We start from the raw sequence: 26,298 nt of genomic DNA, 5'->3' as shown, positions 1-26,298 counted from the left end.
ACATATATTCGGCTAGAGGCTACAGACGAGATGAAAGGAAGTATTTGAACATGGGAAATGAAGTACGCGTTCGTTATGCACCGAGTCCGACCGGACATTTGCATATCGGTAACGCCAGAACGGCGCTTTTTAACTATTTATTTGCCCGCAGCCAAGGCGGAAAGTTTATTATCCGGATTGAGGATACGGACAAAAAGCGAAATATTGAAGGCGGAGAGCAAAGCCAGCTCAACTATTTGAAATGGCTCGGCATGGACTGGGATGAAAGTGTGGATGTCGGTGGAGAATACGGCCCGTACCGCCAGTCTGAGCGTAACGACATTTACAAAGAGTACTATGAAGAGCTTCTTGAAAAAGGGCTAGCTTATAAATGTTTCTGTACGGAAGAAGAACTTGAGAAAGAACGTGAAGAGCAAATCGCCCGCGGGGAAATGCCGCGCTATTCCGGCAAACACAGAAACCTGACTCAGGAAGAGCAGGAGCAGTTTTTAGCCGAAGGCAGACAGCCGAGCATCCGTTTCCGCGTGCCGGAAGGGAAAATCATCGCATTTAACGATATCGTAAAAGGCGAGATTTCTTTTGAATCAGACGGCATCGGCGACTTTGTCATCGTCAAAAAAGACGGAACACCGACGTATAACTTTGCCGTCGCGATTGACGATTACTTAATGAAAATGACGCACGTGCTCCGCGGTGAGGATCACATTTCAAATACACCGAAACAGATCATGATTTTCCAGGCATTCGGCTGGGATGTTCCTGTCTTCGGACATATGACGCTTATCGTGAACGAAAGCCGCAAAAAATTAAGTAAACGTGATGAATCAATTATCCAGTTTATTGAGCAGTATGATGAGCTGGGTTACCTGCCTGAAGCGCTGTTTAACTTTATCGGACTTCTCGGCTGGTCTCCCGTCGGTGAAGAAGAGCTTTTCACAAGAGAACAATTCATTGACATTTTTGATGTAAATCGTTTGTCTAAGTCACCGGCTCTGTTTGATATGCATAAACTGAAATGGGTCAACAACCAATACGTCAAAGCGCTGGATCTTGATCAAGTTGTTGAGCTGACCCTGCCGCACCTGCAAAAAGCAGGAAAAGTCGGCACTGAGCTTTCTGCCGAAGAGCAGGAATGGGTTCGTAAATTAATCTCTCTTTACCATGAGCAATTGAGCTACGGCGCTGAAATTGTCGAGCTGACTGATTTGTTCTTTAAAGATGAGATCGAGTATAATCAAGAGGCAAAAGCCGTTCTGGAAGAAGAACAGGTGACTGAAGTGCTCAGCGTATTTGCTGCGAAGCTTGAAGAGCTTGAAGAATTTACGCCTGAGCTGATCAAAGCCTCAATCAAAGCTGTTCAGAAAGAAACAGGCCATAAAGGCAAAAAGCTGTTCATGCCGATTCGTGTAGCGGTTACCGGTCAGACACACGGTCCGGAGCTTCCGCAGGCCATTGAGCTGATCGGCAGAGAAACAGCCGTAAGACGCCTGAAAAGCATTTAAATATACGATTGTTGACAGGGAAGAGTATAAAACAATGACCATTACAGAAAGAATCTTCATCGGCTGAGAGAGATTCATGCGTCATGTTTTAGAAGTGCGCCCTTAAGACCTTTGAAGAACATTTCTGCGGAAATCAGTATTTAAAGGCGGCCGCCGCCGTTACCGGCTTTTAAGTTGGGAAAACAGTGACTTGTTTTTCAAACAGAGTGGAACCGCGCGGTAAAAGCGTCTCTGTCATGTTTACATGCAGAGGCGCTTTTTTTATAGGCGGAAAAACAGACTGGAGCGGGGAGAGAATGGGGGGAAGCATGTGTTTTTTAAAATGCTAAAAGAAGACATAGATACAGTGTTCGATCAAGATCCGGCAGCAAGAAGCTATTTCGAAGTTGTTTTAACTTATTCTGGTTTACATGCTATATGGGCGCATCGGATTGCACATGCTTTATATAAACGGAGATTTTTCTTCCTGGCGCGCCTGATATCACAGATTGCCCGTTTCTTTACCGGAATTGAAATCCATCCCGGCGCGACCATCGGGAGAAGGTTTTTCATTGACCACGGTATGGGGGTCGTCATAGGGGAAACATGTGAAATCGGCAATAACGTGACGGTATTCCAAGGCGTCACTCTCGGGGGAACGGGAAAAGAAAAGGGGAAGCGGCATCCGACCATAAAAGATGATGCTTTAATTGCAACCGGAGCGAAGGTGCTCGGCTCTATTACGGTCGGGCAGGGTTCTAAAGTAGGGGCCGGCTCCGTTGTGCTTCGTGATGTTCCCGACTTTTCGACCGTTGTCGGCATACCGGGGAAAGTCGTCATTCAGAACGGAAGAAAAATCAAACGCGATCTCAATCACCAAGACTTGCCCGATCCGGTTGCTGACCGGTTTAGAGCATTGGAGCAGCAGATTTTTGAACTGCAGGCTGAACTGGAAGATAAAAAAGAAAGGATCAACCAAAAATGACCATTACACTTTATAATACATTGACACGGAAAAAGGAAACATTCGTTCCTCTTGAGGAAGGCAAAGTAAAAATGTACGTATGCGGACCGACTGTATACAACTATATTCATATCGGAAACGCCCGTCCGGCGATTGTGTATGATACCGTACGCAACTATTTGGAGTATAAAGGATACGATGTTCAATACGTATCGAATTTCACCGATGTTGACGACAAACTGATTAAGGCGGCCAACGAGCTCGGCGAGGACGTCCCGAGCGTTTCTGAACGGTTCATTAAAGCGTATTTTGAAGACGTGGGCGCCCTCGGATGCCGGAAAGCGGATCTTCACCCCCGGGTCATGGAAAACATGGACGCCATTATTGAATTTGTCAGCGAGCTGATTAAAAAAGGCTACGCTTATGAATCAGAAGGCGACGTCTATTTCAAAACAAGGGCCTTCGAAGGCTACGGCAAGCTATCTCAGCAATCAATTGATGAACTCAGATCAGGCGCGCGTATCCGTGTCGGCGAGAAGAAAGATGATGCGCTGGACTTTGCTCTTTGGAAAGCTGCTAAGGACGGAGAAATTTCATGGGATAGCCCTTGGGGAAAAGGCCGTCCGGGCTGGCATATTGAATGCTCCGCAATGGTGAAAAAGTATTTGGGTGACGAAATCGATATTCATGCCGGCGGTCAGGACCTGACATTCCCGCACCATGAAAACGAAATTGCCCAATCTGAAGCATTAACAGGCAAGACATTCGCAAAATACTGGCTTCACAACGGATATATCAATATCGATAATGAGAAAATGTCAAAATCTCTCGGCAACTTTGTTTTGGTGCACGATATCATTAAGCAATATGACCCGCAGCTTTTGAGATTTTTCATGCTGTCCGTTCATTACCGCCACCCGATCAACTATTCGGAAGAGCTGCTTGAGAAAACAAAAAACGCGTTTAACCGCCTGAAGACGGCCTACAGTAATTTAAACCATCGTTTGATTAGCAGCACGAATCTGACTGACAATGATGAGGAATGGCTCGCTAAAATCGAAGAGCACCGCACTGCGTTTGAAGAAGCAATGGATGATGATTTTAATACGGCGAATGCGATTTCCGTTTGGTTTGATCTGGCGAAGCTCGCCAATTACTACATGCAGGAAGACAATACGGCGGATCACGTCATTAAAGCCTTTATCAGCATGTTTGACAGAATCGGATCTGTTCTCGGACTTACGCTCGGCGAAGAAGAGCTTGTCGACGAAGAGATTGAAGAGTTGATTGAGAAGAGAAATGAAGCCCGCCGCAATCGCGATTTTGCTTTGTCAGACCAGATTCGCGATCAGCTGAAAAGCATGAATATCATTCTTGAAGATACGGCCCAGGGAACTCGCTGGAAGCGGGGAGAGTAAGCGGATGCTTCAATTTGAACAAATCAAAGATTCAAAGCAGTTAAACGGTCTTGCGCTTGCTTATATGGGTGATGCCATTTTTGAAATATACGTCCGGCATCACCTGCTTAAGCAGGGCTTTACGAAACCGAATGACCTTCATAAGAAGGCGAGCCGGATTGTATCGGCAAAATCACAGGCAGACATATTGTTCCGCCTTCAGGACGAATCCTTTTTCACGGAGGAAGAGGAAGCCGTGCTGAGAAGAGGCAGAAACGCGAAATCAGGGACGACGCCTAAAAACACAGATGTACAGACGTACCGCCATAGTACAGCTTTTGAGGCTTTACTCGGATACCTTTTTCTTGAGAAAAGAGAAGAAAGACTGAATCAGCTGATTGCTGAGGCTATACAAGTCGGGACGTCAGGGAGGAAAACAAATGAGTCAGCAACATGATTACGTCATAGGAAAAAACGCTGTGATTGAGACGTTAAAGTCAGATCGCAAGCTGTATAAGTTATGGATGGCGGAAAACACAGTAAAAGGACAGGCGCAGCAAGTTATGGAGCTTGCTAAAAAGCGCGGCGTCACCATTCAATTTGTACCGAGGAAAAAACTCGATCAGATGGTGGAGGGGCAGCATCAGGGTGTTGTCGCCCAGGTGGCGGCATATGAATATGCACAATTAGACGAATTATATAAAAGAGCGGAAGAGAGAAACGAACAGCCTTTCTTTCTCATACTGGACGAGCTGGAAGACCCTCATAATCTCGGTTCCATCATGAGAACGGCTGACGCTGTCGGTGCACACGGCATCGTGATTCCGAAACGCAGAGCGGTCGGACTGACTTCGACGGTCGCAAAAGCTTCGACCGGTGCGATTGAACACATTCCCGTCGTGAAGGTGACCAATCTTGCCCGGACACTTGATGAAATGAAGGAGCGGGGGATTTGGGTCGTCGGAACGGATGCATCCGCCCGGGAAGACTACCGCTCTATGGACGGCAAGATGCCTTTGGCGCTCGTTATCGGAAGCGAAGGCAGAGGAATGGGCCGGCTTGTGAAAGAGAAATGTGATTTTCTCATTAAGCTTCCGATGGCCGGAAAAGTCACGTCTCTGAATGCGTCGGTAGCGGCCGGCCTTCTCATGTATGAAGTCTACCGGAAGCGCAATCCTTTAGGGGAATGAAGACAGATGGACATCCTGTTAGTAGACGGATACAACATGATTGGAGCTTGGCCGCAGCTAAAGGATTTAAAAGCGAACAGTTTTGAAGAAGCGAGAGATGTACTGATCCAGAAGATGGCGGAATATCAGTCCTACACGGGAATCAGAGTCATTGTGGTGTTTGACGCACACCTGGTAAAAGGCATAGAGAAAAAACAAACGAATCACAGAGTCGAAGTGATTTTCACACGGGAGAATGAGACGGCGGATGAGCGGATCGAGAAGCTTGCCCAGGCGCTGAATAATATTGCGACACAGATTCATGTCGCAACCTCCGATTATACGGAGCAGTGGGCGATTTTCGGACAAGGGGCTCTCCGCAAATCCGCCCGGGAGCTCCTGAGGGAAGTGGATACGATAGAACGCCGGATTCAAAGGCGGGTTTCAAAGATCACTTCTGAAAAACCACCGGGTAAAATCGAGCTGTCCGAAGAGGTTTTGAAAACGTTTGAAAAGTGGCGCCGAGGCGGTCTGGATTAGGTTGACGCTTTTTCGCCCATTAATGTATAATATTTCTATCTACGTGCGCCGGGGGGATCGCAGTGAATCTACAGAACAGCAAGGGAAAGTTCAACAAAGTGCAATTTTGCCAGTTGGAGGACGAGCAGGTCATTGAAAAGGTTCATGTTGGGGATAGTGATGCGTTAGATTACTTGATTACGAAGTACCGTAATTTTGTACGGGCGAAAGCAAGGTCTTATTTTTTAATAGGGGCCGACAGAGAAGATATTGTACAGGAAGGGATGATAGGCTTATATAAGTCTATCCGAGACTTTAGAGAGGACAAGCTCACTTCATTTAAAGCTTTTGCAGAATTATGCATTACCCGCCAGATTATTACCGCAATAAAGACAGCTACCCGTCAGAAACACATTCCTTTAAATTCCTATGTTTCTTTAGACAAACCTATTTTTGATGAAGAATCTGACAGAACACTGCTTGATGTCATTTCAGGCGCTAAAACGTTAAATCCTGAAGAGATGATTATTAATCAGGAAGAATTTGATGATATCGAAATGAAAATGGGAGAACTGCTGAGCGATCTGGAGAGAAAGGTGCTTGTTCTGTACTTGGACGGAAGAAGTTACCAAGAGATTTCAGATGACTTAAACCGACACGTAAAATCAATCGATAATGCCCTGCAGCGCGTGAAGCGCAAGCTTGAAAAGTATTTAGAAATAAGAGAGATCAGCCTGTAGCAGGTTTCTGTGTCATATTGACAGAATTTTTCTGACTGTGCTATTTTATTAAGATAAATGAATGTTTAGGAAAAGGTGTAACGACATGAGAAAAAAGATTACGCTGGCATGCAAAACATGCGGAAATCGTAATTATACGACAATGAAAAGCTCTGCATCAGCGGCTGAGCGGTTAGAAGTTAAGAAGTACTGCAGCACTTGCAATTCACATACAGCTCATTTAGAAACAAAATAGTGTTCGCTTTTTAAATTGTGGAGGTCTTTTACATGCGCATGATGAGTTTCTTTAAAGATGTTGGGAAAGAAATGAAAAAGGTTAGCTGGCCTAAAGGCAAAGAGTTAACGCGCTATACGATCACGGTGATTTCAACGGTTATCTTTTTTGTTATCTTTTTTGCCCTCCTTGATACAGGAATTTCTCAATTAATTCGTTTAATAGTTGAATAATGATCAGCAATACGTGCTATAATAGATCATAATATCGTTTGCCAAAACCCGTTCAGCGGGTTTTTTATTGTGTTGTTGAAAAAAGGATTCATAGGCCCTGAGCCTATTTTTTGTTTTACACTTCATTTTTAAATGCGGGGAGGGAAGGACTGCAGAGTCCTGATAGAATGGAAAAGAATTGGTATGTTGTTCATACGTATTCCGGTTATGAAAACAAAGTAAAAGCGAACCTTGAAAAACGTGTGGAATCAATGGGAATGCAGGATAAAATTTTCCGCGTTGTCGTCCCTGAAGAAGAAGAGACTGATATTAAGAACGGCAAGAAAAAAGTAGTCAAAAAGAAAGTGTTCCCGGGTTATGTGCTTGTTGAAATCGTCATGACTGATGATTCCTGGTATGTGGTCCGCAACACGCCGGGCGTTACCGGATTCGTCGGATCAGCCGGTTCAGGCTCAAAGCCGACTCCGCTTCTTCCTGGCGAAGCGGAAACCATCTTAAAACGCATGGGCATGGATGAGCGGAAAACCGACATTGATTTTGAATTGAATGAGACAGTCAAAGTCATAGACGGACCTTTCGCCAACTTTACAGGATCAATTGAAGAGATTGATTATGATAAGAGCAAAGTGAAAGTATTCGTTAACATGTTCGGCCGTGAAACGCCGGTTGAACTGGAATTTACCCAGATCGACAAATTGTAATGTGAAAAAACTTGAAATTGCTATATATTAATGATAATATAGCAAAGGTACGTCTTGGACTAATCCAAGGCAGCTAGCTTGATATTTCGTCATTCATATAAAGAATGAAACCTTGAGTGGGAGGGTTTACCCTATTACCACATCACGGACTTAAGGAGGTGTGTCTCGTGGCTAAAAAAGTAGTAAAAGTTGTAAAATTGCAAATTCCTGCTGGAAAAGCTAACCCAGCGCCGCCAGTTGGACCTGCACTAGGTCAAGCCGGTGTAAATATCATGGGATTCTGTAAGGAGTTTAACGCTCGTACAGCTGACCAAGCTGGTTTAATCATTCCTGTTGAAATTTCGGTTTACGAAGACCGTTCATTTACATTTATTACAAAAACTCCGCCTGCTGCAGTATTGCTTAAAAAAGCAGCTGGAATTGAGTCTGGTTCTGGTGAACCAAACCGTAATAAAGTGGCAACCGTTAAGCGCGATAAGGTTCGCGAAATCGCTGAAACGAAAATGCCTGACTTAAACGCAGCAGACGTTGAAGCGGCAATGCGCATGGTTGAAGGTACTGCCCGCAGTATGGGTATCGTTATCGAGGATTAATTTGTTTCTTGTCGGGTTGCGAGTTTTCACAAGTTCGCAACCCTTATTCGTGGGAGGTTATTCCGCTATAACCACATAAGGAGGAAATTTTAAAATGGCTAAAAAAGGTAAAAAGTACGTTGAAGCTGCGAAGCTTGTAGACCGTGCGAAAGCTTACGACGTCGCTGAAGCAGTGGCGCTTACTAAAAAAACAAACACAGCTAAATTCGACGCTACAGTTGAAGTTGCTTTTCGTTTAGGGGTTGACCCTCGTAAAAACGATCAGCAAATCCGCGGTGCAGTTGTACTTCCTAACGGAACTGGTAAAACTCAGCGCGTGCTTGTATTCGCTAAAGGCGAAAAAGCAAAAGAAGCTGAAGCTGCCGGTGCAGACTACGTTGGCGATTCTGATTACATCGCGAAAATCCAGCAAGGCTGGTTCGAATTCGATGTAATCGTTGCGACTCCTGACATGATGGGTGAAGTCGGTAAAATCGGCCGTGTGCTTGGACCAAAAGGTCTTATGCCAAACCCTAAAACAGGAACTGTTACATTCGAAGTAGAAAAAGCAATCGGCGAAATCAAAGCTGGTAAAGTAGAATACCGCGTTGACAAAGCTGGTAACATCCATGTTCCGATCGGAAAAGTTTCTTTCGAGGATGAAAAACTTGTTGAGAACTTCACAACAATGTATGATACAATCCTGAAAGCAAAACCGGCTGCGGCTAAAGGTGTTTACGTGAAAAACGTTGCCGTTACTTCTACTATGGGCCCTGGTGTCAAAGTAGACGCTTCTACTTTCAACGTAAAATAATATTTGACTTTAGATCAGCATTCTGATATGATTCAAAATGTTGTAAAATATAATATGTCATTTATACCGTAGACAGCAGGGGCCGTTGAGGCTTAATATCCTGCCGAGGTGTATATATATCACAGCTATTACGTTACGTATGCTTGTATATACAGCCTCCATGTCCACATGGAGGCTTTTTATATGAAATCGTCGTCACAGTCGTGATCACCTAGCGGTATAAGTGTTACACAAAATCTACAGGAGGTGTAACCATGAGCAGCGCAATTGATACAAAAAAAGTTGTTGTTGAAGAGATTGCTTCTAAACTGAAAGAAAGCAAATCAACGATCATCGTTGACTACCGCGGACTTAACGTTTCTGAAGTAACTGAACTCCGTAAACAGCTTCGCGAAGCTAACGTAGAGTTCAAAGTGTACAAAAACACAATGACTCGCCGTGCGGTTGAACAAGCTGAACTTGATGGTTTGAATGATGTCTTAACTGGACCGAATGCGATCGCATTCAGTACTGAAGATGTTGTCGCTCCGGCAAAAGTTCTTAACGAGTTCGCGAAAAATCACGAAGCTCTGGAAATCAAAGCGGGCGTTATCGAAGGAAAAGTATCTTCTGTTGAAGAAGTGAAAGCTCTTGCTGAACTTCCTTCACGCGATGGCTTACTTTCTATGTTGCTTAGCGTACTTCAAGCTCCAGTTCGCAACCTTGCACTTGCAGCTAAAGCAGTTGCAGAACAAAAGGAAGAACAAGGCGCTTAATCTGATTTTACCCTAAAATAAAACAAATGGAGGAATTTCAAATGGCTTTAAATATCGAAGAAATCATTGCTTCCGTTAAAGAAGCAACTGTACTTGAATTGAACGACCTAGTAAAAGCAATCGAAGAAGAATTTGGCGTAACTGCTGCTGCTCCTGTAGCTGTAGCTGGCGGAGCTGCTGCTGGCGGCGCTGCTGAAGAGCAAAGCGAATTCGACCTTATCCTTGCTGGTGCAGGTTCTCAGAAAATCAAAGTTATCAAAGTTGTTCGTGAAATCACTGGTCTTGGCTTGAAAGAAGCTAAAGAACTTGTTGACAACACTCCAAAACCACTTAAAGAAGGTATTGCGAAAGAAGAAGCTGAAGAGCTTAAAGCTAAACTTGAAGAAGTTGGCGCTTCTGTAGAAGTTAAGTAATCTTCACTTGCCTGTAGGGGAAGCTCGCTTTTATGAGGCGGGCTTTTTCTTTGCTTTTCTTTAAGTGCCATTATAAAAGGAGGTTCTAATAATGAGTGAACACTATTATTCAGAAAAACCTTCAGTTAAAAGCGATAAACAGACATGGTCATTTACACTGCGGAACAGATCTTATACATTCACAAGTGACAGCGGCGTTTTCTCGAAAAAGGAAGTTGATTTCGGTTCGCGTGTCTTAATTGAAGCGTTTGAAGAGCCGGAGATCGATGGTGACTTCCTGGATGCAGGCTGCGGTTACGGCCCGATCGGTCTGTCACTCGCCGGTGCATTTACGGACCGGACCGTGCACATGATTGACGTGAATGAAAGAGCCGTAGAGCTGTCAAATGAAAATGCAGAAAAAAACGGAATAAAAAACGTTCGGATTTATCAGAGTGATTTATTTTCAAATATTGATTCTGCTCAAACATTTGCTTCTATTATTACAAACCCCCCAATCCGCGCCGGAAAAAAAGTTGTCCATGCCATTTTTGAAAAAAGCGCTGAGCATTTAAGGGCTTCAGGTGAATTGTGGATCGTTATACAGAAAAAACAGGGCGGGCCTTCTGCCATTGAAAAACTGAAGGAGCTTTTTGACGAAGTTTCTGTGGTTCAAAAAAAGAAAGGCTATTATATCATAAAAGCAAAAAAAGTTTGACTTGAATTTTCAGCTATGTTAATATTGTAAAATGCCAATGTATATATTTTGCATGATATGCTGAAATAATCATAGTGCATGTATAAATTATACAAACATGGAAATGCTAATAAAATCGGTATTTGTTTTTGGATGTGGTTTTCTTAATTAGAAACCCTTTTTTCTTTTGTCTTGTAAAAGTATTTCTTTATCGTAAGAGATGCTTATTACACATATAATACGCATGATTTGAGGGGTGAATCAGTTGACAGGTCAACTAGTTCAGTATGGACGACACCGCCAGCGCAGAAGCTATGCTCGCATTAGCGAAGTGTTAGAATTACCAAATCTCATTGAAATTCAAACCTCTTCTTATCAGTGGTTTCTTGATGAGGGTCTTAGAGAGATGTTTCAAGACATATCACCAATTGAGGATTTCACTGGTAACCTCTCTCTTGAGTTCATTGACTACAGTTTAGGAGATCCTAAGTATCCCGTTGAAGAGTCAAAAGAACGTGATGTGACTTACTCAGCTCCGCTGAGAGTGAAGGTTCGTTTAATTAACAAAGAAACTGGAGAGGTAAAAGACCAGGATGTCTTCATGGGTGATTTCCCTATTATGACAGATACCGGTACTTTTATCATCAACGGTGCAGAACGTGTTATCGTATCTCAGCTTGTTCGGTCTCCAAGTGTATATTTCAGTGGTAAAGTAGACAAAAACGGTAAAAAAGGTTTTACCGCGACTGTCATTCCAAACCGTGGCGCATGGTTAGAATACGAAACTGATGCGAAAGATGTTGTGTATGTCCGCATTGATCGCACACGTAAGTTGCCGGTTACGGTTCTTTTGCGTGCTCTCGGCTTCGGTTCCGACCAAGAGATTCTCGATCTCATTGGTGAGAACGAATATCTCCGCAATACACTGGATAAGGACAACACTGAAAACAGTGACAAAGCGCTTCTTGAAATCTATGAGCGCCTTCGTCCCGGAGAGCCGCCTACAGTAGAAAACGCAAAAAGCTTGCTGGATTCCCGTTTCTTCGATCCGAAGCGATACGACCTTGCGAATGTAGGACGCTATAAAATTAATAAAAAGCTTCATATCAAGAACCGCCTGTTTAACCAGCGACTTGCAGAAACACTGGTGGATCCGGAAACCGGTGAAATTCTCGCTGAAAAAGGGCAGATTCTTGACAGAAGAACACTTGATAAAGTACTGCCATACTTAGAAAATGGAATCGGCTTCAGAAAACTTTATCCTAACGGCGGCGTCGTCGAGGATGAAGTGATGCTTCAATCCATTAAAATCTATGCTCCTACCGATGCAGAAGGAGAGCAGACGATCAATGTGATCGGCAATGCTTACATCGAAGAGGCGATTAAAAACATTACGCCTGCTGATATTATTTCTTCTATCAGCTACTTCTTCAACCTCCTGCACGGAGTGGGCGACACTGATGATATCGACCATCTCGGAAACCGCCGTCTGCGTTCTGTAGGTGAGCTCCTGCAAAACCAATTCCGTATCGGTTTAAGCCGGATGGAACGTGTCGTACGTGAAAGAATGTCTATTCAAGACACAAATACAATCACGCCGCAGCAGCTGATTAACATCAGACCTGTTATTGCGTCTATTAAAGAGTTCTTCGGAAGCTCACAGCTTTCTCAATTCATGGATCAGACGAACCCGCTTGCTGAATTGACGCACAAACGCCGTCTGTCAGCTCTCGGACCGGGCGGTTTGACACGTGAGCGCGCAGGTATGGAAGTACGTGACGTTCACTACTCTCACTATGGCCGTATGTGTCCGATTGAAACGCCTGAGGGCCCGAACATCGGTTTGATCAACTCATTGTCATCATTTGCGAAAGTAAACCGCTTTGGTTTCATTGAGACGCCATACCGCCGCGTTGATCCTGAAACAGGAAAAGTAACGCCTAGAATCGACTACCTGACTGCTGATGAAGAGGATAACTATGTCGTAGCCCAAGCGAATGCTAAGCTGAGCGATGACGGTTCTTTCTTGGATGACAGCATCGTAGCGCGTTTCAGAGGGGAAAACACCGTTGTAGCCCGCAACCGCGTGGATTACATGGACGTATCTCCTAAACAGGTTGTTTCTGCTGCGACAGCATGTATTCCGTTCTTGGAAAACGATGACTCGAACCGCGCCCTCATGGGAGCGAACATGCAGCGTCAGGCTGTGCCTTTGATGCAGCCGGAAGCTCCGATCGTCGGAACGGGTATGGAATATGTATCCGGTAAAGACTCCGGTGCAGCCGTTATTTGTAAACACCCTGGTATCGTTGAACGGGTGGAAGCGAAAAACGTATGGGTGCGCCGCTATGAAGAAATTGACGGCCAAAAAGTAAAAGGCAACCTGGATAAGTACAGCTTGCTGAAATTTGTCCGCTCCAACCAAGGTACGTGCTACAACCAGCGTCCGATCGTCAGTGTCGGCGATGAAGTAGTCAAAGGAGAAATCCTTGCTGACGGACCTTCAATGGAGCTTGGTGAACTTGCTCTCGGCCGCAACGTAATGGTCGGCTTCATGACATGGGATGGTTACAACTATGAGGATGCCATCATCATGAGTGAACGCCTTGTGAAAGATGATGTATACACATCTATTCACATTGAAGAATATGAATCAGAAGCACGTGATACAAAGCTTGGGCCGGAAGAGATCACCCGCGATATTCCAAACGTAGGGGAAGACGCGCTCCGCAATCTTGATGACCGCGGAATTATCCGTATCGGTGCGGAAGTCAACGACGGAGACCTTCTCGTAGGTAAAGTAACGCCTAAAGGTGTAACTGAGCTTACGGCTGAAGAACGCCTTCTACATGCGATCTTTGGAGAAAAAGCGCGTGAAGTCCGTGATACTTCTCTCCGTGTGCCTCACGGCGGCGGCGGAATTATCCACGACGTAAAAGTCTTCAACCGTGAAGACGGCGACGAACTTCCTCCGGGAGTGAACCAGCTTGTACGCGTATATATCGTTCAGAAACGTAAGATTTCTGAAGGTGATAAAATGGCCGGACGTCACGGAAACAAAGGGGTTATCTCGAAGATTCTTCCTGAAGAAGATATGCCTTACCTTCCTGACGGCACGCCGATCGATATCATGCTTAACCCGCTGGGTGTACCATCACGTATGAATATCGGTCAGGTATTAGAACTTCACATGGGTATGGCTGCCCGCTACCTCGGCATTCACATCGCGTCACCTGTATTTGACGGCGCGCGTGAAGAAGATGTGTGGGAAACACTTGAAGAAGCAGGCATGTCAAGAGACGCTAAAACAGTTCTTTATGACGGCCGTACGGGAGAACCGTTCGACAACCGTGTATCAGTCGGAATCATGTACATGATCAAACTGGCGCACATGGTTGATGATAAACTTCATGCCCGTTCTACAGGTCCTTACTCACTTGTTACGCAGCAGCCTCTCGGCGGTAAAGCCCAATTCGGCGGACAGCGTTTCGGTGAGATGGAGGTTTGGGCGCTTGAAGCTTACGGCGCAGCTTACACGCTTCAAGAAATCCTGACTGTGAAGTCCGATGACGTGGTCGGACGTGTGAAAACATATGAAGCCATCGTCAAAGGCGACAATGTTCCAGAGCCTGGTGTTCCGGAATCATTCAAAGTATTGATCAAAGAGCTTCAAAGCTTAGGTATGGACGTGAAAATCCTTTCAGGCGATGAAGAAGAAATAGAAATGAGAGATCTAGAAGACGAGGAAGATGCGAAACAGGCTGACGGCCTTGCATTATCAGGTGATGAAGCGCCGGAAGAAACAGCATCTCCAGACGTTGAACGTGACGCAGTAACGAAAGAATAGTCTCTGATTGATAAAGGCAAGTGACATCGGTTAATCCGAAGATAAAAAGGGAGGTAGGCCCCTTGCTAGATGTGAACAATTTTGAGTATATGAACATCGGTCTTGCTTCACCGGATAAAATCCGTTCATGGTCTTTTGGTGAAGTGAAAAAGCCTGAAACGATAAACTATCGTACATTGAAACCTGAAAAGGACGGCCTGTTCTGCGAACGCATTTTCGGACCGACTAAGGACTGGGAATGTCATTGCGGCAAGTACAAGCGGGTTCGTTATAAAGGCGTAGTTTGTGACCGTTGCGGAGTTGAAGTAACGCGGGCTAAAGTCCGTCGTGAGAGAATGGGGCATATTGAACTGGCTGCCCCGGTTTCTCACATTTGGTATTTCAAAGGTATTCCGAGCCGTATGGGTCTTGTATTGGATATGTCACCGCGTGCGCTGGAAGAAGTTATTTACTTTGCTTCTTACGTCGTAACTGACCCGGCCAATACACCGCTCGAAAAGAAACAGCTTTTATCTGAAAAGGAATACCGTGCGTATCTGGATAAGTACGGAAACAAATTCCAAGCCTCTATGGGTGCGGAAGCCATTAATAAACTTCTGCAGGACATCGACCTTGTCAAAGAAGTTGATATGTTAAAAGAAGAGCTGAAGACTTCTCAAGGACAGCGCCGTACACGTGCGATCAAACGCCTTGAAGTGCTTGAAGCCTTCCGTAATTCAGGAAACAAGCCGTCTTGGATGATCCTCGACGTGCTTCCGGTTATTCCGCCTGAATTAAGACCGATGGTTCAGCTTGACGGCGGACGTTTCGCAACGTCTGACCTGAACGACCTTTACCGTCGTGTCATCAACCGTAATAACCGTTTAAAACGTCTGTTAGACCTCGGCGCGCCAAGCATCATCGTTCAGAACGAAAAACGTATGCTTCAGGAAGCAGTCGATGCTCTGATTGACAACGGACGCCGCGGCCGTCCGGTTACCGGACCGGGTAACCGTCCGCTTAAATCTCTTTCTCACATGCTGAAAGGGAAACAAGGGCGTTTCCGTCAGAACCTTCTCGGTAAACGTGTAGACTACTCAGGACGTTCCGTTATCGTCGTAGGTCCGCATCTGAAAATGTATCAGTGCGGTTTGCCGAAGGAAATGGCGCTTGAGCTCTTTAAGCCTTTCGTCATGAAAGAGCTTGTTGAAAAAGGCCTTGCTCACAATATCAAGAGCGCAAAACGCAAAATCGAACGCGTGCAGCCTGAAGTATGGGATGTACTTGAATCTGTCATTAAGGAGCATCCGGTCTTACTGAACCGTGCCCCTACTCTTCACAGATTAGGTATCCAGGCTTTCGAACCGACGCTTGTTGAAGGACGCGCCATCCGTCTTCACCCGTTAGTATGTACAGCTTATAACGCTGACTTTGACGGTGACCAAATGGCGGTTCACGTACCTTTATCAGCTGAGGCTCAAGCTGAAGCACGTATTCTGATGCTTGCAGCCCAAAACATCTTGAACCCTAAAGATGGTAAACCGGTTGTTACGCCGTCTCAGGATATGGTATTAGGAAACTACTACCTGACGCTTGAGCGCGCCGGAGCAGTCGGCGAGGGTATGGTCTTCAAGAATACAGACGAAGCGCTTCTTGCTTATCAAAACGGTTATGTTCACCTTCATACGAGAGTAGCTGTTGCAGCGAACTCCCTTAAGAATGTGACATTTACTGAAGAACAGCGTTCAAAATTGTTAATTACAACTGTCGGTAAGCTCGTCTTCAATGAAATTCTTCCGGAATCATTCCCTTACATGAATGAACCAACGAAGAGCAACATTGAAGAGAAGACACCTGACCGTTTCTTCTTAGATAAAGGTGCTGACGTAAAAGCTGTGATTGCTGAGCAGCCGATCAACGCACCGTTTAAAAAAGGTATTCTCGGTAAAATCATCGCGGAAATCTTTAAACGATTCCATATCACGGAAACGTCTAAAATGCTTGACCGCATGAAAAACCTCGGTTTCAGGTATTCAACGAAAGCCGGCATCACAGTAGGGGTTTCTGATATCGTCGTTCTCGATGACAAACAGGAAATCCTTGAAGAAGCACAAAGCAAAGTTGATAATGTCCTGAAACAGTTCAGACGCGGTTTAATCACCGAAGAAGAACGTTATGAAAGAGTCATTTCAATTTGGAGTTCAGCGAAAGATGTTATCCAAGGCAAACTGATGAAATCATTAGACGAAGTCAACCCGATCTACATGATGAGTGACTCAGGAGCCCGTGGTAATGCATCTAACTTTACACAGCTTGCGGGTATGCGCGGTCTGATGGCCAACCCGGCTGGACGAATCATTGAATTGCCGATTAAATCAAGTTTCCGTGAAGGTCTGACAGTATTGGAGTACTTTATCTCCACTCACGGTGCGCGTAAAGGTCTTGCCGATACCGCCCTGAAAACAGCTGACTCAGGTTACCTTACACGCCGTCTTGTTGATGTTGCGCAGGATGTTATCATTCGTGAAACAGATTGCGGAACAGACCGCGGTATTCTTGCAAAACCGCTCAAAGAAGGCACGGAAATCATCGAGCGTCTGGAAGAGCGTCTGATCGGACGTTTCGCCAGAAAACAGATCAAACATCCTGAAACGGGTGCTGTGCTCATTAACGAAAATGAATTGATCGATGAAGATAAAGCGCTGGAAATCGTTGAAGCCGGAATCGAAGAAGTGTGGATCCGTTCCGCGTTCACATGTAACACTCCTCATGGTGTATGTAAACGATGCTACGGACGTAACCTTGCAACCGGAACTGATGTTGAAGTCGGCGAAGCAGTAGGTATTATCGCCGCTCAATCTATCGGTGAGCCTGGAACACAGTTAACGATGCGTACGTTCCACACAGGCGGGGTTGCCGGAGACGATATCACACAAGGTCTTCCGCGTATCCAAGAGCTTTTCGAAGCGCGTAATCCGAAAGGTCAAGCGACGATTTCTGAAATTGACGGTACAATTGCCGAAATCAATGAAGTACGCGACAAACAGCAGGAGATTGTTGTTCAGGGCGCTGTTGAGACCCGTTCATACACGGCACCTTACAACTCACGCCTGAAAGTGGCTGAGGGTGATCAGATTACCCGCGGTCAAGTGCTGACAGAAGGTTCAATCGATCCGAAAGAACTTCTTAAAGTCACTGACCTGACAACGGTTCAGGAATATCTTCTGCATGAGGTTCAGAAGGTTTACCGTATGCAGGGTGTTGAAATCGGCGATAAACACGTAGAAGTAATGGTTCGCCAGATGCTTCGCAAAGTCCGTGTGATCGATGCCGGAGATACTGATGTTCTCCCTGGCACATTGCTTGATATTCACCAATTCACAGAAGCGAATAAAAAAGTGCTGCTTGAAGGCAATCGACCTGCTACAGGACGTCCTGTCCTTCTCGGTATCACGAAAGCTTCACTCGAGACGGATTCATTCTTGTCTGCCGCATCATTCCAAGAAACAACACGCGTTCTTACTGATGCTGCGATTAAAGGCAAGCGCGATGAACTTCTCGGCCTGAAAGAGAATGTTATCATCGGTAAACTGGTTCCGGCCGGTACCGGTATGATGAATTACAGAAAAGTAAAACCTGTTTCAAACGTTCAGCCTTCGGAAGATATGGTTCCGGCTGAATAACAGAAACTGCTGCAGGAAAGGCTGTTTCGACAGCTTTTCCTCAGTATTACAATTATTCTGGCGGGGGACTGCACTAAAAAATGTCATACGTTGTTGACATCCGTCCCGCAGAGTGATAATATAACCAAGGTGCTCGAAATAAAACCTGTTACTTTGGAGGATATGTTTATGTCTTATGATAAAGTATCACAGGCCAAATCAATTATTATTGGTACGAAGCAAACAGTGAAAGCTCTAAAACGAGGTTCAGTGAAGGAAGTCGTCGTGGCAAAAGACGCGGATTCAGTTCTTACGGCTGGCGTTATCCAGCTTGCAAAGAACCAAAATACCGCTGTCTGTATGGTGGATTCCATGAAAAAGCTCGGCAAAGCCTGCGGAATTGAAGTGGGAGCAGCAGCTGTTGCCATTATGTTATAGCGTACTTTTTGTTTTTATATAAGATATCAATCTTGTGTAAAGACATTGTTTTTTGCCTAATGATGAACCACCTGGGTATGTGGGTTATAAAACGTAATGAAGGGAGGAACACAACATGCCTACAATTAATCAGCTAATTCGCAAGGGACGCGTGAGCAAAGTTGAAAACTCTAAGTCACCTGCACTAAACAAAGGATACAACAGCTTTAAAAAAGAGCACACTAACGTATCTTCTCCACAAAAACGCGGGGTATGTACTCGTGTGGGTACAATGACACCGAAAAAACCGAACTCAGCACTTCGTAAATACGCTCGTGTTCGTTTGACTAACGGAATCGAGGTTACTGCCTACATTCCTGGTATCGGTCACAACCTGCAAGAGCACAGCGTTGTACTGATCCGCGGCGGACGTGTAAAAGACTTACCGGGGGTACGCTACCACATCGTTCGTGGCGCGCTTGATACTGCCGGAGTTGAAAACCGTGCGCAAGGCCGTTCTAAATACGGTACGAAACGTCCTAAAGCAAAGTAATCAAATAAATCATTAAAACTATGAAGGGAGGATATTCAGATGCCACGTAAAGGTCCTGTAGCAAAAAGAGATGTTTTACCTGATCCGCTTTACAACTCTAAGCTGGTATCCCGCCTGATCAACAAAATGATGATCGACGGTAAAAAAGGTAAATCTCAAACAATCCTATACAAGTCATTCGATATCATTAAAGAACGCACTGGCAATGATGCAATGGAGGTTTTCGAACAAGCATTGAAAAACATCATGCCTGTACTTGAAGTAAAAGCACGCCGTGTAGGTGGAGCTAACTACCAAGTGCCTGTAGAAGTTCGTCCTGAACGCCGTACAACTCTTGGTCTTCGCTGGTTGGTTAACTATGCGCGTCTTCGCGGAGAAAAAACAATGGAAGAGCGCCTGGCTAACGAAATTCTTGATGCAGCTAACAACACTGGTGCTGCCGTTAAGAAACGTGAAGACACTCACAAGATGGCAGAAGCGAACAAAGCATTTGCTCACTACCGCTGGTAGGATTCATATAATCAAAATAATAATTCCCTAATAAGGAAGGAGAAATTACCCAATGGCAAGAGAGTTCTCCTTAGAAAAAACTCGTAATATCGGGATCATGGCTCACATCGATGCCGGTAAAACGACTACTACAGAACGGATCTTGTTCTACACAGGCCGTATCCACAAAATTGGCGAAACTCACGAAGGTGCTTCGCAAATGGACTGGATGGAGCAGGAACAAGAACGCGGTATCACAATCACTTCTGCAGCAACGACTGCACAGTGGAAAGGTTACCGTGTAAACATCATCGATACACCGGGACACGTAGACTTCACAGTTGAAGTTGAACGTTCACTCCGTGTACTTGATGGTGCGGTTGCCGTACTTGATGCTCAATCAGGTGTTGAGCCTCAGACAGAAACAGTATGGCGCCAAGCAACAACTTACGGAGTACCGCGTGTTGTATTTGTCAACAAAATGGACAAAATCGGCGCAGACTTCCTTTACTCTGTAGGCACTTTAAGAGACCGTCTTCAAGCTAACGCTCACGCAATTCAATTGCCGATCGGTGCTGAAGACAACTTCGAAGGTATCATCGACTTAGTAGAAAACGTTGCGTATTTCTACGAAGATGACCTTGGAACTCGTTCAGATGCGAAAGAAATCCCTGAAGAGTACAAAGAGCAAGCTGAAGAGCTTCGCAGCAGCCTGATTGAAGCTGTAGCTGAGCTTGATGAAGAGCTTATGGAAAAGTACCTTGAAGGTGAAGAAATCACTATCCCTGAACTGAAAGCTGCTATCCGTAAAGGTACACTGAATGTTGAATTCTACCCTGTACTTGTTGGTTCTGCTTTCAAAAACAAAGGTGTTCAGCTTGTACTTGATGCTGTTCTTGACTACCTTCCTGCGCCAACTGATGTTGCTGCAATCAAAGGTGTACGTCCTGATACAGATGAAGAGATCGTTCGTCATTCTTCTGATGAAGAGCCGTTCTCTGCACTTGCATTTAAAGTTATGACTGACCCTTATGTCGGTAAGCTGACATTCTTCCGCGTATATTCCGGTACACTTGATTCCGGTTCATATGTAAAGAACTCTACAAAAGGCAAGCGTGAGCGCGTAGGACGTATCCTTCAAATGCACGCTAACAGCCGTGAAGAGATCTCTACTGTTTACGCTGGAGACATCGCAGCTGCTGTAGGTCTAAAAGATACTTCTACTGGAGATACTCTATGTGATGAGAAGGATCTTGTAATCCTTGAATCAATGGAATTCCCAGAGCCTGTTATCGACGTAGCGATTGAGCCTAAATCAAAAGCTGACCAAGATAAAATGGGTATCGCTTTAGCGAAACTTGCTGAAGAAGATCCTACATTCCGTACACAAACAAACCCTGAAACGGGTCAAACAATCATCTCTGGTATGGGTGAGCTTCACCTTGATATCATTGTTGATCGTATGAAGCGTGAGTTCAAAGTTGAAGCTAACGTTGGTGCTCCTCAAGTTGCGTACCGTGAGACATTCCGTACCGGTGCAAAAGTTGAAGGTAAATTCGTACGTCAATCAGGCGGACGCGGTCAGTTCGGTCACGTTTGGATCGAATTTGAACCGAACGAAGAAGGCGCTGGCTTTGAATTCGAAAACGCAATCGTCGGTGGTGTTGTTCCTCGTGAATACATCCCAGCCGTACAAGCAGGTCTTGAAGACTCTCTTGAAAATGGTGTCCTAGCCGGATTCCCGCTAATCGACATCAAGGCGAAACTTTTTGATGGATCTTACCATGATGTTGACTCAAACGAAATGGCGTTTAAAGTCGCTGCTTCTATGGCATTGAAAAATGCAGTCAGCAAATGTAACCCAGTTCTTCTTGAACCAATCATGAAAGTTGAAGTTGTTATTCCTGAAGAATACATGGGAGACATCATGGGTGATGTTACTTCTCGTCGCGGACGCGTAGAAGGTATGGAAGCTCGCGGTAACGCTCAAGTTGTGCGTGCGATGGTACCTCTTGCTGAAATGTTCGGTTACGCTACTGCCCTTCGTTCTAACACGCAAGGACGCGGTACGTTCACAATGTTCATGGATCACTACGAAGAAGTGCCGAAGAGCATCGCTGAAGAAATTATCAAAAAAAATAAAGGCGAATAATTGATTTTGCCACTTAACTCAAGTATAACTACTATTGTAAGATGAGGGAGTGAAAGCAAGCTTTCACTTTCTATCACTCTATACATTACTAATTAAAAGCTCTTAAGGAGGATTTTATAATGGCTAAAGAAAAATTCGACCGTTCCAAATCACATGCCAATATCGGTACAATTGGACACGTTGACCATGGTAAAACAACATTAACTGCTGCTATCTCAACAGTACTTCATAAGAAATCTGGTAAAGGTACAGCTATGGCGTACGATCAAATTGATGGTGCTCCAGAAGAACGTGAGCGCGGTATCACAATCTCTACTGCACACGTTGAGTACGAAACTGACACTCGTCACTATGCACACGTTGACTGCCCAGGACACGCTGACTATGTTAAAAACATGATCACTGGTGCTGCGCAAATGGACGGAGCTATCCTTGTAGTATCTGCTGCTGATGGCCCAATGCCACAAACTCGTGAGCACATCCTTCTTTCTAAAAACGTTGGTGTACCATACATCGTAGTATTCCTTAACAAATGCGACATGGTAGACGACGAAGAGCTTCTTGAGCTTGTTGAAATGGAAGTTCGCGATCTTCTTAGCGAATACGACTTCCCTGGTGATGATGTACCAGTTGTTAAAGGTTCTGCTCTTAAAGCTCTTGAAGGTGACGCTGAGTACGAAGAAAAAATTCTTGAACTTATGGCTGCAGTTGATGAGTACATCCCAACTCCAGAACGCGACACTGACAAACCATTCATGATGCCAGTTGAGGACGTATTCTCAATCACTGGTCGTGGTACAGTTGCTACTGGCCGTGTAGAACGCGGACAAGTTAAAGTCGGTGACGAAGTTGAAATCATCGGTCTTCAAGAAGAAAACAGCAAAACAACTGTTACAGGTGTTGAAATGTTCCGTAAGCTTCTTGACTATGCTGAAGCTGGAGACAACATCGGTGCACTTCTTCGCGGTGTAGCTCGTGAAGACATCCAACGTGGACAAGTACTTGCTAAACCAGGTACAATCACTCCACACAGCAAATTCAAAGCTGAAGTTTACGTTCTTTCTAAAGAAGAGGGTGGACGTCATACTCCATTCTTCTCTAACTACCGTCCTCAGTTCTACTTCCGTACAACTGACGTAACTGGTATCATCAATCTTCCAGAAGGCGTAGAAATGGTTATGCCTGGAGATAACACTGAAATGATCGTTGAACTTATCTCTACAATCGCTATCGAAGAAGGAACTCGTTTCTCTATTCGTGAAGGCGGACGTACAGTTGGTTCAGGCGTTGTTTCTACAATCACTGAGTAATCGACTCGTTCATTAATGCGGGGTCCCTTATGGGGCCTCGTTTTTTTGTTTCCCCGCTGATTCCATGTATAATAGAACGTATACAAATTTTAGGAGCAGAGCGATGATCGATAACTTCAAGAAAACCAATCGTATTTCAATGCTTCAGCAATTGCTGATTAATGGCAGTGAACAAACCATTATGATTAATGGTGATGACTGGAGTAATCCGCTGCTTTTATTTTTGCACGGCGGTCCCGGCACGCCTCAAATCGGCTATGCGAGAAAATACCAGAATAAGCTGGAAAAGCATTTCACCGTTGTGAACTGGGATCAGAGAGGGGCGGGTCTCTCTTATTCAAAGGAAATTCCGGGTTCATCTATGACTTTGGATCAGCTGACAGCCGATACCATTCATTTGACCGAACGCTTATGCAAGCAATTCAGCAGGCAAAAAATATATATCGCCGGCTATTCGTGGGGTTCAGTTCTGGCGCTTCATGTTCTTCAAGAAAGGCCTGATTTGTATTATGGGTATATCGGTATCAGTCAGGTGGTTAATATTCAAAAGGAAGAAACGGAAGCTTACCGGCTGATGATGGAATGGAGCAGGCAACGCAAACATTTCCTGCTGGAAAAGACGCTGAGTTTTATCGGAGCGCCTCCATGGGAGAAACAGCTGCAGCGATCGTTATTTCTGCTTTGTATCGAGATGAGGGGAGGGGGCTTTACCCATCATCCGATCGGCGCTCTTAAAGCAGGGGGGCGAATGCTGTTTGGTGAACCGTACGGTGTGAGAGGGAGCTTCTTAGCCGCGCGGGGTCAAATGTTCAGCCTGAAACACCTGTGGGAGGATCTCATTTTCTTTGATGCCGGGGAATCAGTTTCTTCTATTATAATACCGTGCTGTTTTATGTCAGGGAGATACGATTTGACGGTCCCGGGGACGACGTCTTATGAATATTATCAGAAGGTTGATGCGCCGTATAAAGAATGGCATTGGTTTGAGAACTCAGCTCATTCGCCTCACTTGGAGGAACCGGATCGCTTTGCCGAAGTTGTCAGCCGGTTCGCATCGTTCCATCTCTGAAAGAAAACAGGCATATCCTTGATTAATCATGGTATCACCTGTATAATAATCAAAGTGTGAAAACCACAAGGTTCTTTAAATAAACCTTGCAACATACGTCTATTTTCTGTATAATAGTGTATGTTGGTCTTTGACTGCGATGAAGTGAGAGGTTGCTGACACACCCGGCCGCTTTGCCATGGCAAGGTGATCAGGTTTTTCTCACGGAGAACTGTCTAACGTGATGTAGGCGAAAAGGAGGGAAAATAATGGCAAAACAAAAAATTCGTATTCGTTTAAAAGCATATGATCATAGAATCCTTGATCAATCTGCAGAGAAGATTGTTGAAACGGCAAAACGTTCTGGTGCCAGCGTATCTGGTCCGATTCCGTTGCCAACTGAAAAATCAGTTTACACAATCCTTCGTGCGGTGCACAAATACAAAGATTCTCGTGAGCAATTTGAAATGCGTACACATAAACGTTTAATCGACATTGTGAACCCAACACCACAAACTGTTGATGCTCTCATGCGATTAGACTTACCATCTGGTGTCGATATCGAAATCAAACTTTAATTCTAAAATATAGAATGATCTTAATAGGAGGTGTGACGAATGACCAAAGGAATCTTAGGAAGAAAAATTGGTATGACGCAAGTATTCGCAGAGAACGGTGATCTTATCCCGGTAACTGTTATTGAAGCAGCTCCAAACGTTGTTCTTCAAAAGAAAACAGCTGAAAATGATGGCTATGAAGCGATCCAGCTTGGTTTTGACGATAAGCGTGAAAAGCTTTCAAACAAACCGGAAAAAGGACACGTTGCAAAAGCGGAAACTGCTCCTAAGCGCTTCGTTAAAGAATTACGCGGCGTGGATATGGATGCGTATGAAATTGGTCAGGAAGTCAAGGTTGAAATTTTCTCTGCAGGAGAAATCGTAGATGTAACAGGAGTATCTAAAGGTAAAGGTTTCCAAGGTGCAATCAAGCGCCACGGACAATCTCGCGGACCTATGTCTCACGGTTCACGCTACCACCGTCGTCCTGGTTCAATGGGACCTGTAGATCCTAACCGTGTATTCAAAGGTAAACTATTACCTGGACGCATGGGCGGAGATCAAATCACTGTCCAAAACCTTGAAATCGTAAAAGTAGATGCTGAGCGCAATCTTCTTTTGATTAAAGGTAACGTACCTGGTGCGAGAAAAACTTTAATCACTGTTAAAAGTGCTGTTAAATCTAAATAAGTCTCTTAGGAAAGGAGGAAATTGATCATGCCAAAAGTAGCATTATACAACCAAAACGGTTCTACTGCTGGTGATATCGAATTAAACGCGTCTGTATTTGGAATTGAGCCAAATGAGAGCGTAGTATTCGACGCTATTCTTATGCAAAGAGCTTCCTTACGTCAAGGATCTCACAAAGTGAAAAATCGTTCTGAAGTACGCGGCGGAGGTCGCAAACCATGGCGTCAAAAAGGTACAGGTCGTGCCCGTCAAGGTTCAATCCGTTCACCGCAATGGCGCGGAGGTGGTGTCGTATTCGGCCCAACACCACGCAGCTATTCTTACAAATTACCTAAAAAAGTTCGCCGCTTGGCAATCAAATCAGTATTGTCTTCTAAAGTGAACGACAACAACATTATTGTTCTTGAAGATCTTACTCTTGATACGGTTAAAACAAAAGAAATGGCAGCTATCCTTAAAGGATTATCTGTTGAGAAAAAAGCTTTAATCGTAACTGCGGATGCAAACGAAGCAGTATCTCTTTCTGCACGCAACATCCCTGGAGTTACAGTTGTTCAAGCTAACGGAATCAACGTGTTAGACGTTGTCAACCACGAGAAGCTTCTGATTACAAAAGCTGCGGTTGAAAAAGTAGAGGAGGTGCTTGCATAATGAAAGATCCTCGTGATGTTCTTAAGCGCCCCGTCATTACTGAACGTTCTGCTGATTTAATGACTGAAAAAAAATATACTTTTGAAGTTGATGTAAGAGCTAATAAAACAGAAGTGAAAGATGCAGTTGAAAGTATCTTTGGAGTGAAAGTTGACAAAGTCAACATCATGAACTACAAAGGGAAATCAAAACGTGTCGGCCGCTACACTGGTATGACTAGCCGTCGCAGAAAAGCGATCGTAAAACTTACTGCAGACAGCAAAGAAATCGAAATTTTTGAAGCTTAATTATCTGT

The 26,298-nt window shown here is 44.7% G+C and carries 27 protein-coding genes and 2 other annotated features; all 27 genes read left to right on the top strand.

What is annotated here, in order from left to right; translation table 11 throughout:
- Window positions 1–50 precede the first annotated feature (50 nt).
- Window positions 51–1,502 (top strand): glutamate--tRNA ligase, encoded by a 1,452-nt coding sequence (gene gltX, locus RUW00_RS21105; protein WP_095273390.1) that lies wholly within the window; start codon window positions 51–53, stop codon window positions 1,500–1,502.
- A gap of 2 nt (window positions 1,503–1,504) precedes the next feature.
- Window positions 1,505–1,738: a binding site (T-box leader), on the top strand.
- Window positions 1,739–1,812: 74 nt separating this feature from the next.
- On the top strand, window positions 1,813–2,466 hold the full coding sequence (gene cysE / locus RUW00_RS21100) for a serine O-acetyltransferase (protein ID WP_003156410.1): 654 nt from the start codon (window positions 1,813–1,815) through the stop codon (window positions 2,464–2,466).
- On the top strand, window positions 2,463–3,863 hold the full coding sequence (gene cysS, locus RUW00_RS21095; protein ID WP_095273389.1) for a cysteine--tRNA ligase: 1,401 nt from the start codon (window positions 2,463–2,465) through the stop codon (window positions 3,861–3,863). Before cysE ends, cysS begins: the two co-directional genes overlap by 4 nt.
- Before the next feature lie 4 nt (window positions 3,864–3,867).
- Window positions 3,868–4,299 (top strand): Mini-ribonuclease 3, encoded by a 432-nt coding sequence (locus RUW00_RS21090; protein ID WP_003156412.1) that lies wholly within the window; start codon window positions 3,868–3,870, stop codon window positions 4,297–4,299.
- A complete protein-coding gene (rlmB, locus tag RUW00_RS21085) occupies window positions 4,283–5,032 on the top strand; it encodes a 23S rRNA (guanosine(2251)-2'-O)-methyltransferase RlmB (protein ID WP_003156413.1) in 750 nt (249 codons plus the stop codon). The genes RUW00_RS21090 and rlmB overlap by 17 nt, the downstream gene beginning before the upstream one ends.
- 6 nt (window positions 5,033–5,038) lie before the next feature.
- Window positions 5,039–5,551 (top strand): ribosome-dependent mRNA decay endonuclease Rae1/YacP, encoded by a 513-nt coding sequence (gene rae1 / locus RUW00_RS21080; RefSeq protein WP_003156414.1) that lies wholly within the window; start codon window positions 5,039–5,041, stop codon window positions 5,549–5,551.
- Window positions 5,552–5,613: 62 nt separating this feature from the next.
- Complete coding sequence (gene sigH / locus RUW00_RS21075; protein WP_003156415.1) at window positions 5,614–6,270, top strand: RNA polymerase sporulation sigma factor SigH; 657 nt, start codon at window positions 5,614–5,616, stop codon at window positions 6,268–6,270.
- Between the two features lie 85 nt (window positions 6,271–6,355).
- Window positions 6,356–6,505, top strand: a complete 150-nt coding sequence (gene rpmG / locus RUW00_RS21070; protein ID WP_003156421.1) for a 50S ribosomal protein L33 — start codon at window positions 6,356–6,358, stop codon at window positions 6,503–6,505.
- Window positions 6,506–6,537: 32 nt separating this feature from the next.
- A complete protein-coding gene (gene secE / locus RUW00_RS21065; RefSeq protein WP_003156422.1) occupies window positions 6,538–6,717 on the top strand; it encodes a preprotein translocase subunit SecE in 180 nt (59 codons plus the stop codon).
- 167 nt (window positions 6,718–6,884) lie between these two features.
- Window positions 6,885–7,418 (top strand): transcription termination/antitermination protein NusG, encoded by a 534-nt coding sequence (nusG, locus tag RUW00_RS21060; RefSeq protein WP_003156423.1) that lies wholly within the window; start codon window positions 6,885–6,887, stop codon window positions 7,416–7,418.
- Between the two features lie 167 nt (window positions 7,419–7,585).
- Window positions 7,586–8,011, top strand: a complete 426-nt coding sequence (gene rplK / locus RUW00_RS21055) for a 50S ribosomal protein L11 (protein ID WP_003156430.1) — start codon at window positions 7,586–7,588, stop codon at window positions 8,009–8,011.
- Between the two features lie 94 nt (window positions 8,012–8,105).
- Window positions 8,106–8,804, top strand: a complete 699-nt coding sequence (gene rplA, locus RUW00_RS21050) for a 50S ribosomal protein L1 (protein WP_003156431.1) — start codon at window positions 8,106–8,108, stop codon at window positions 8,802–8,804.
- A 48-nt stretch (window positions 8,805–8,852) separates the two neighbouring features.
- Window positions 8,853–8,995: a sequence feature (ribosomal protein L10 leader region), on the top strand.
- Between the two features lie 63 nt (window positions 8,996–9,058).
- Entirely contained in the window at window positions 9,059–9,559 is a 501-nt protein-coding gene (gene rplJ / locus RUW00_RS21045) for a 50S ribosomal protein L10 (protein ID WP_014416746.1), read from the top strand.
- Window positions 9,560–9,600: 41 nt separating this feature from the next.
- Window positions 9,601–9,972, top strand: coding sequence for a 50S ribosomal protein L7/L12 (gene rplL / locus RUW00_RS21040; protein ID WP_003156436.1), 372 nt, complete (start codon window positions 9,601–9,603; stop codon window positions 9,970–9,972).
- Window positions 9,973–10,063: 91 nt separating this feature from the next.
- On the top strand, window positions 10,064–10,669 hold the full coding sequence (locus RUW00_RS21035) for a class I SAM-dependent methyltransferase (protein ID WP_015388780.1): 606 nt from the start codon (window positions 10,064–10,066) through the stop codon (window positions 10,667–10,669).
- A gap of 244 nt (window positions 10,670–10,913) precedes the next feature.
- Window positions 10,914–14,495 (top strand): DNA-directed RNA polymerase subunit beta, encoded by a 3,582-nt coding sequence (rpoB, locus tag RUW00_RS21030; RefSeq protein WP_003156440.1) that lies wholly within the window; start codon window positions 10,914–10,916, stop codon window positions 14,493–14,495.
- A 62-nt stretch (window positions 14,496–14,557) separates the two neighbouring features.
- Window positions 14,558–18,157, top strand: coding sequence for a DNA-directed RNA polymerase subunit beta' (gene rpoC, locus RUW00_RS21025; protein ID WP_007410398.1), 3,600 nt, complete (start codon window positions 14,558–14,560; stop codon window positions 18,155–18,157).
- Window positions 18,158–18,325: 168 nt separating this feature from the next.
- On the top strand, window positions 18,326–18,574 hold the full coding sequence (locus tag RUW00_RS21020) for a 50S ribosomal protein L7ae-like protein (protein WP_003156443.1): 249 nt from the start codon (window positions 18,326–18,328) through the stop codon (window positions 18,572–18,574).
- Window positions 18,575–18,689: 115 nt separating this feature from the next.
- Complete coding sequence (gene rpsL, locus RUW00_RS21015; protein WP_003156445.1) at window positions 18,690–19,106, top strand: 30S ribosomal protein S12; 417 nt, start codon at window positions 18,690–18,692, stop codon at window positions 19,104–19,106.
- A 39-nt stretch (window positions 19,107–19,145) separates the two neighbouring features.
- Window positions 19,146–19,616 (top strand): 30S ribosomal protein S7, encoded by a 471-nt coding sequence (rpsG, locus tag RUW00_RS21010; RefSeq protein ID WP_003156447.1) that lies wholly within the window; start codon window positions 19,146–19,148, stop codon window positions 19,614–19,616.
- 52 nt (window positions 19,617–19,668) lie between these two features.
- On the top strand, window positions 19,669–21,747 hold the full coding sequence (fusA, locus tag RUW00_RS21005) for an elongation factor G (RefSeq protein ID WP_007410399.1): 2,079 nt from the start codon (window positions 19,669–19,671) through the stop codon (window positions 21,745–21,747).
- Between the two features lie 119 nt (window positions 21,748–21,866).
- Window positions 21,867–23,057 (top strand): elongation factor Tu, encoded by a 1,191-nt coding sequence (gene tuf / locus RUW00_RS21000; RefSeq protein ID WP_007410400.1) that lies wholly within the window; start codon window positions 21,867–21,869, stop codon window positions 23,055–23,057.
- A 103-nt stretch (window positions 23,058–23,160) separates the two neighbouring features.
- Window positions 23,161–24,126, top strand: a complete 966-nt coding sequence (locus tag RUW00_RS20995) for an alpha/beta fold hydrolase (RefSeq protein ID WP_280144803.1) — start codon at window positions 23,161–23,163, stop codon at window positions 24,124–24,126.
- A 248-nt stretch (window positions 24,127–24,374) separates the two neighbouring features.
- Window positions 24,375–24,683 carry a 30S ribosomal protein S10 gene (gene rpsJ, locus RUW00_RS20990; RefSeq protein ID WP_003156464.1) on the top strand — a complete coding sequence of 103 codons (309 nt, stop codon included), beginning with the start codon at window positions 24,375–24,377 and terminating at the stop codon, window positions 24,681–24,683.
- A gap of 39 nt (window positions 24,684–24,722) precedes the next feature.
- On the top strand, window positions 24,723–25,352 hold the full coding sequence (gene rplC, locus RUW00_RS20985; RefSeq protein WP_007410402.1) for a 50S ribosomal protein L3: 630 nt from the start codon (window positions 24,723–24,725) through the stop codon (window positions 25,350–25,352).
- 27 nt (window positions 25,353–25,379) lie between these two features.
- Window positions 25,380–26,003, top strand: coding sequence for a 50S ribosomal protein L4 (gene rplD / locus RUW00_RS20980; RefSeq protein ID WP_007615239.1), 624 nt, complete (start codon window positions 25,380–25,382; stop codon window positions 26,001–26,003).
- A complete protein-coding gene (gene rplW, locus RUW00_RS20975) occupies window positions 26,003–26,290 on the top strand; it encodes a 50S ribosomal protein L23 (RefSeq protein ID WP_003156467.1) in 288 nt (95 codons plus the stop codon). Before rplD ends, rplW begins: the two co-directional genes overlap by 1 nt.
- Window positions 26,291–26,298 lie beyond the last annotated feature (8 nt).

It is taken from the genome of Bacillus sp. IS1, assembly GCF_032461585.1.
GTDB classification, from domain to species: domain Bacteria; phylum Bacillota; class Bacilli; order Bacillales; family Bacillaceae; genus Bacillus; species Bacillus velezensis.
This window is presented reverse-complemented; position numbering and strand designations above follow the sequence as displayed.

What these genes read in the sequence shown, in the direction of transcription:
- rplA (WP_003156431.1), top strand. Translation starts at nt 8,106, where the DNA reads ATGGCTAAAAAAGGTAAAAAGTACGTTGAAGCTGCGAAGCTTGTAGAC.
- fusA (WP_007410399.1), top strand. Translation starts at nt 19,669, where the DNA reads ATGGCAAGAGAGTTCTCCTTAGAAAAAACTCGTAATATCGGGATCATG.
- nusG (WP_003156423.1), top strand. Translation starts at nt 6,885, where the DNA reads ATGGAAAAGAATTGGTATGTTGTTCATACGTATTCCGGTTATGAAAAC.
- rplL (WP_003156436.1), top strand. Translation starts at nt 9,601, where the DNA reads ATGGCTTTAAATATCGAAGAAATCATTGCTTCCGTTAAAGAAGCAACT.
- rplW (WP_003156467.1), top strand. Translation starts at nt 26,003, where the DNA reads ATGAAAGATCCTCGTGATGTTCTTAAGCGCCCCGTCATTACTGAACGT.
- secE (WP_003156422.1), top strand. Translation starts at nt 6,538, where the DNA reads ATGCGCATGATGAGTTTCTTTAAAGATGTTGGGAAAGAAATGAAAAAG.
- rpmG (WP_003156421.1), top strand. Translation starts at nt 6,356, where the DNA reads ATGAGAAAAAAGATTACGCTGGCATGCAAAACATGCGGAAATCGTAAT.
- rplC (WP_007410402.1), top strand. Translation starts at nt 24,723, where the DNA reads ATGACCAAAGGAATCTTAGGAAGAAAAATTGGTATGACGCAAGTATTC.
- rpsL (WP_003156445.1), top strand. Translation starts at nt 18,690, where the DNA reads ATGCCTACAATTAATCAGCTAATTCGCAAGGGACGCGTGAGCAAAGTT.
- RUW00_RS21090 (WP_003156412.1), top strand. Translation starts at nt 3,868, where the DNA reads ATGCTTCAATTTGAACAAATCAAAGATTCAAAGCAGTTAAACGGTCTT.
- tuf (WP_007410400.1), top strand. Translation starts at nt 21,867, where the DNA reads ATGGCTAAAGAAAAATTCGACCGTTCCAAATCACATGCCAATATCGGT.
- gltX (WP_095273390.1), top strand. Translation starts at nt 51, where the DNA reads ATGGGAAATGAAGTACGCGTTCGTTATGCACCGAGTCCGACCGGACAT.
- rpsJ (WP_003156464.1), top strand. Translation starts at nt 24,375, where the DNA reads ATGGCAAAACAAAAAATTCGTATTCGTTTAAAAGCATATGATCATAGA.
- rpsG (WP_003156447.1), top strand. Translation starts at nt 19,146, where the DNA reads ATGCCACGTAAAGGTCCTGTAGCAAAAAGAGATGTTTTACCTGATCCG.
- cysS (WP_095273389.1), top strand. Translation starts at nt 2,463, where the DNA reads ATGACCATTACACTTTATAATACATTGACACGGAAAAAGGAAACATTC.
- rplD (WP_007615239.1), top strand. Translation starts at nt 25,380, where the DNA reads ATGCCAAAAGTAGCATTATACAACCAAAACGGTTCTACTGCTGGTGAT.
- RUW00_RS21035 (WP_015388780.1), top strand. Translation starts at nt 10,064, where the DNA reads ATGAGTGAACACTATTATTCAGAAAAACCTTCAGTTAAAAGCGATAAA.
- RUW00_RS21020 (WP_003156443.1), top strand. Translation starts at nt 18,326, where the DNA reads ATGTCTTATGATAAAGTATCACAGGCCAAATCAATTATTATTGGTACG.
- rlmB (WP_003156413.1), top strand. Translation starts at nt 4,283, where the DNA reads ATGAGTCAGCAACATGATTACGTCATAGGAAAAAACGCTGTGATTGAG.
- rae1 (WP_003156414.1), top strand. Translation starts at nt 5,039, where the DNA reads ATGGACATCCTGTTAGTAGACGGATACAACATGATTGGAGCTTGGCCG.
- RUW00_RS20995 (WP_280144803.1), top strand. Translation starts at nt 23,161, where the DNA reads ATGATCGATAACTTCAAGAAAACCAATCGTATTTCAATGCTTCAGCAA.
- rplJ (WP_014416746.1), top strand. Translation starts at nt 9,059, where the DNA reads ATGAGCAGCGCAATTGATACAAAAAAAGTTGTTGTTGAAGAGATTGCT.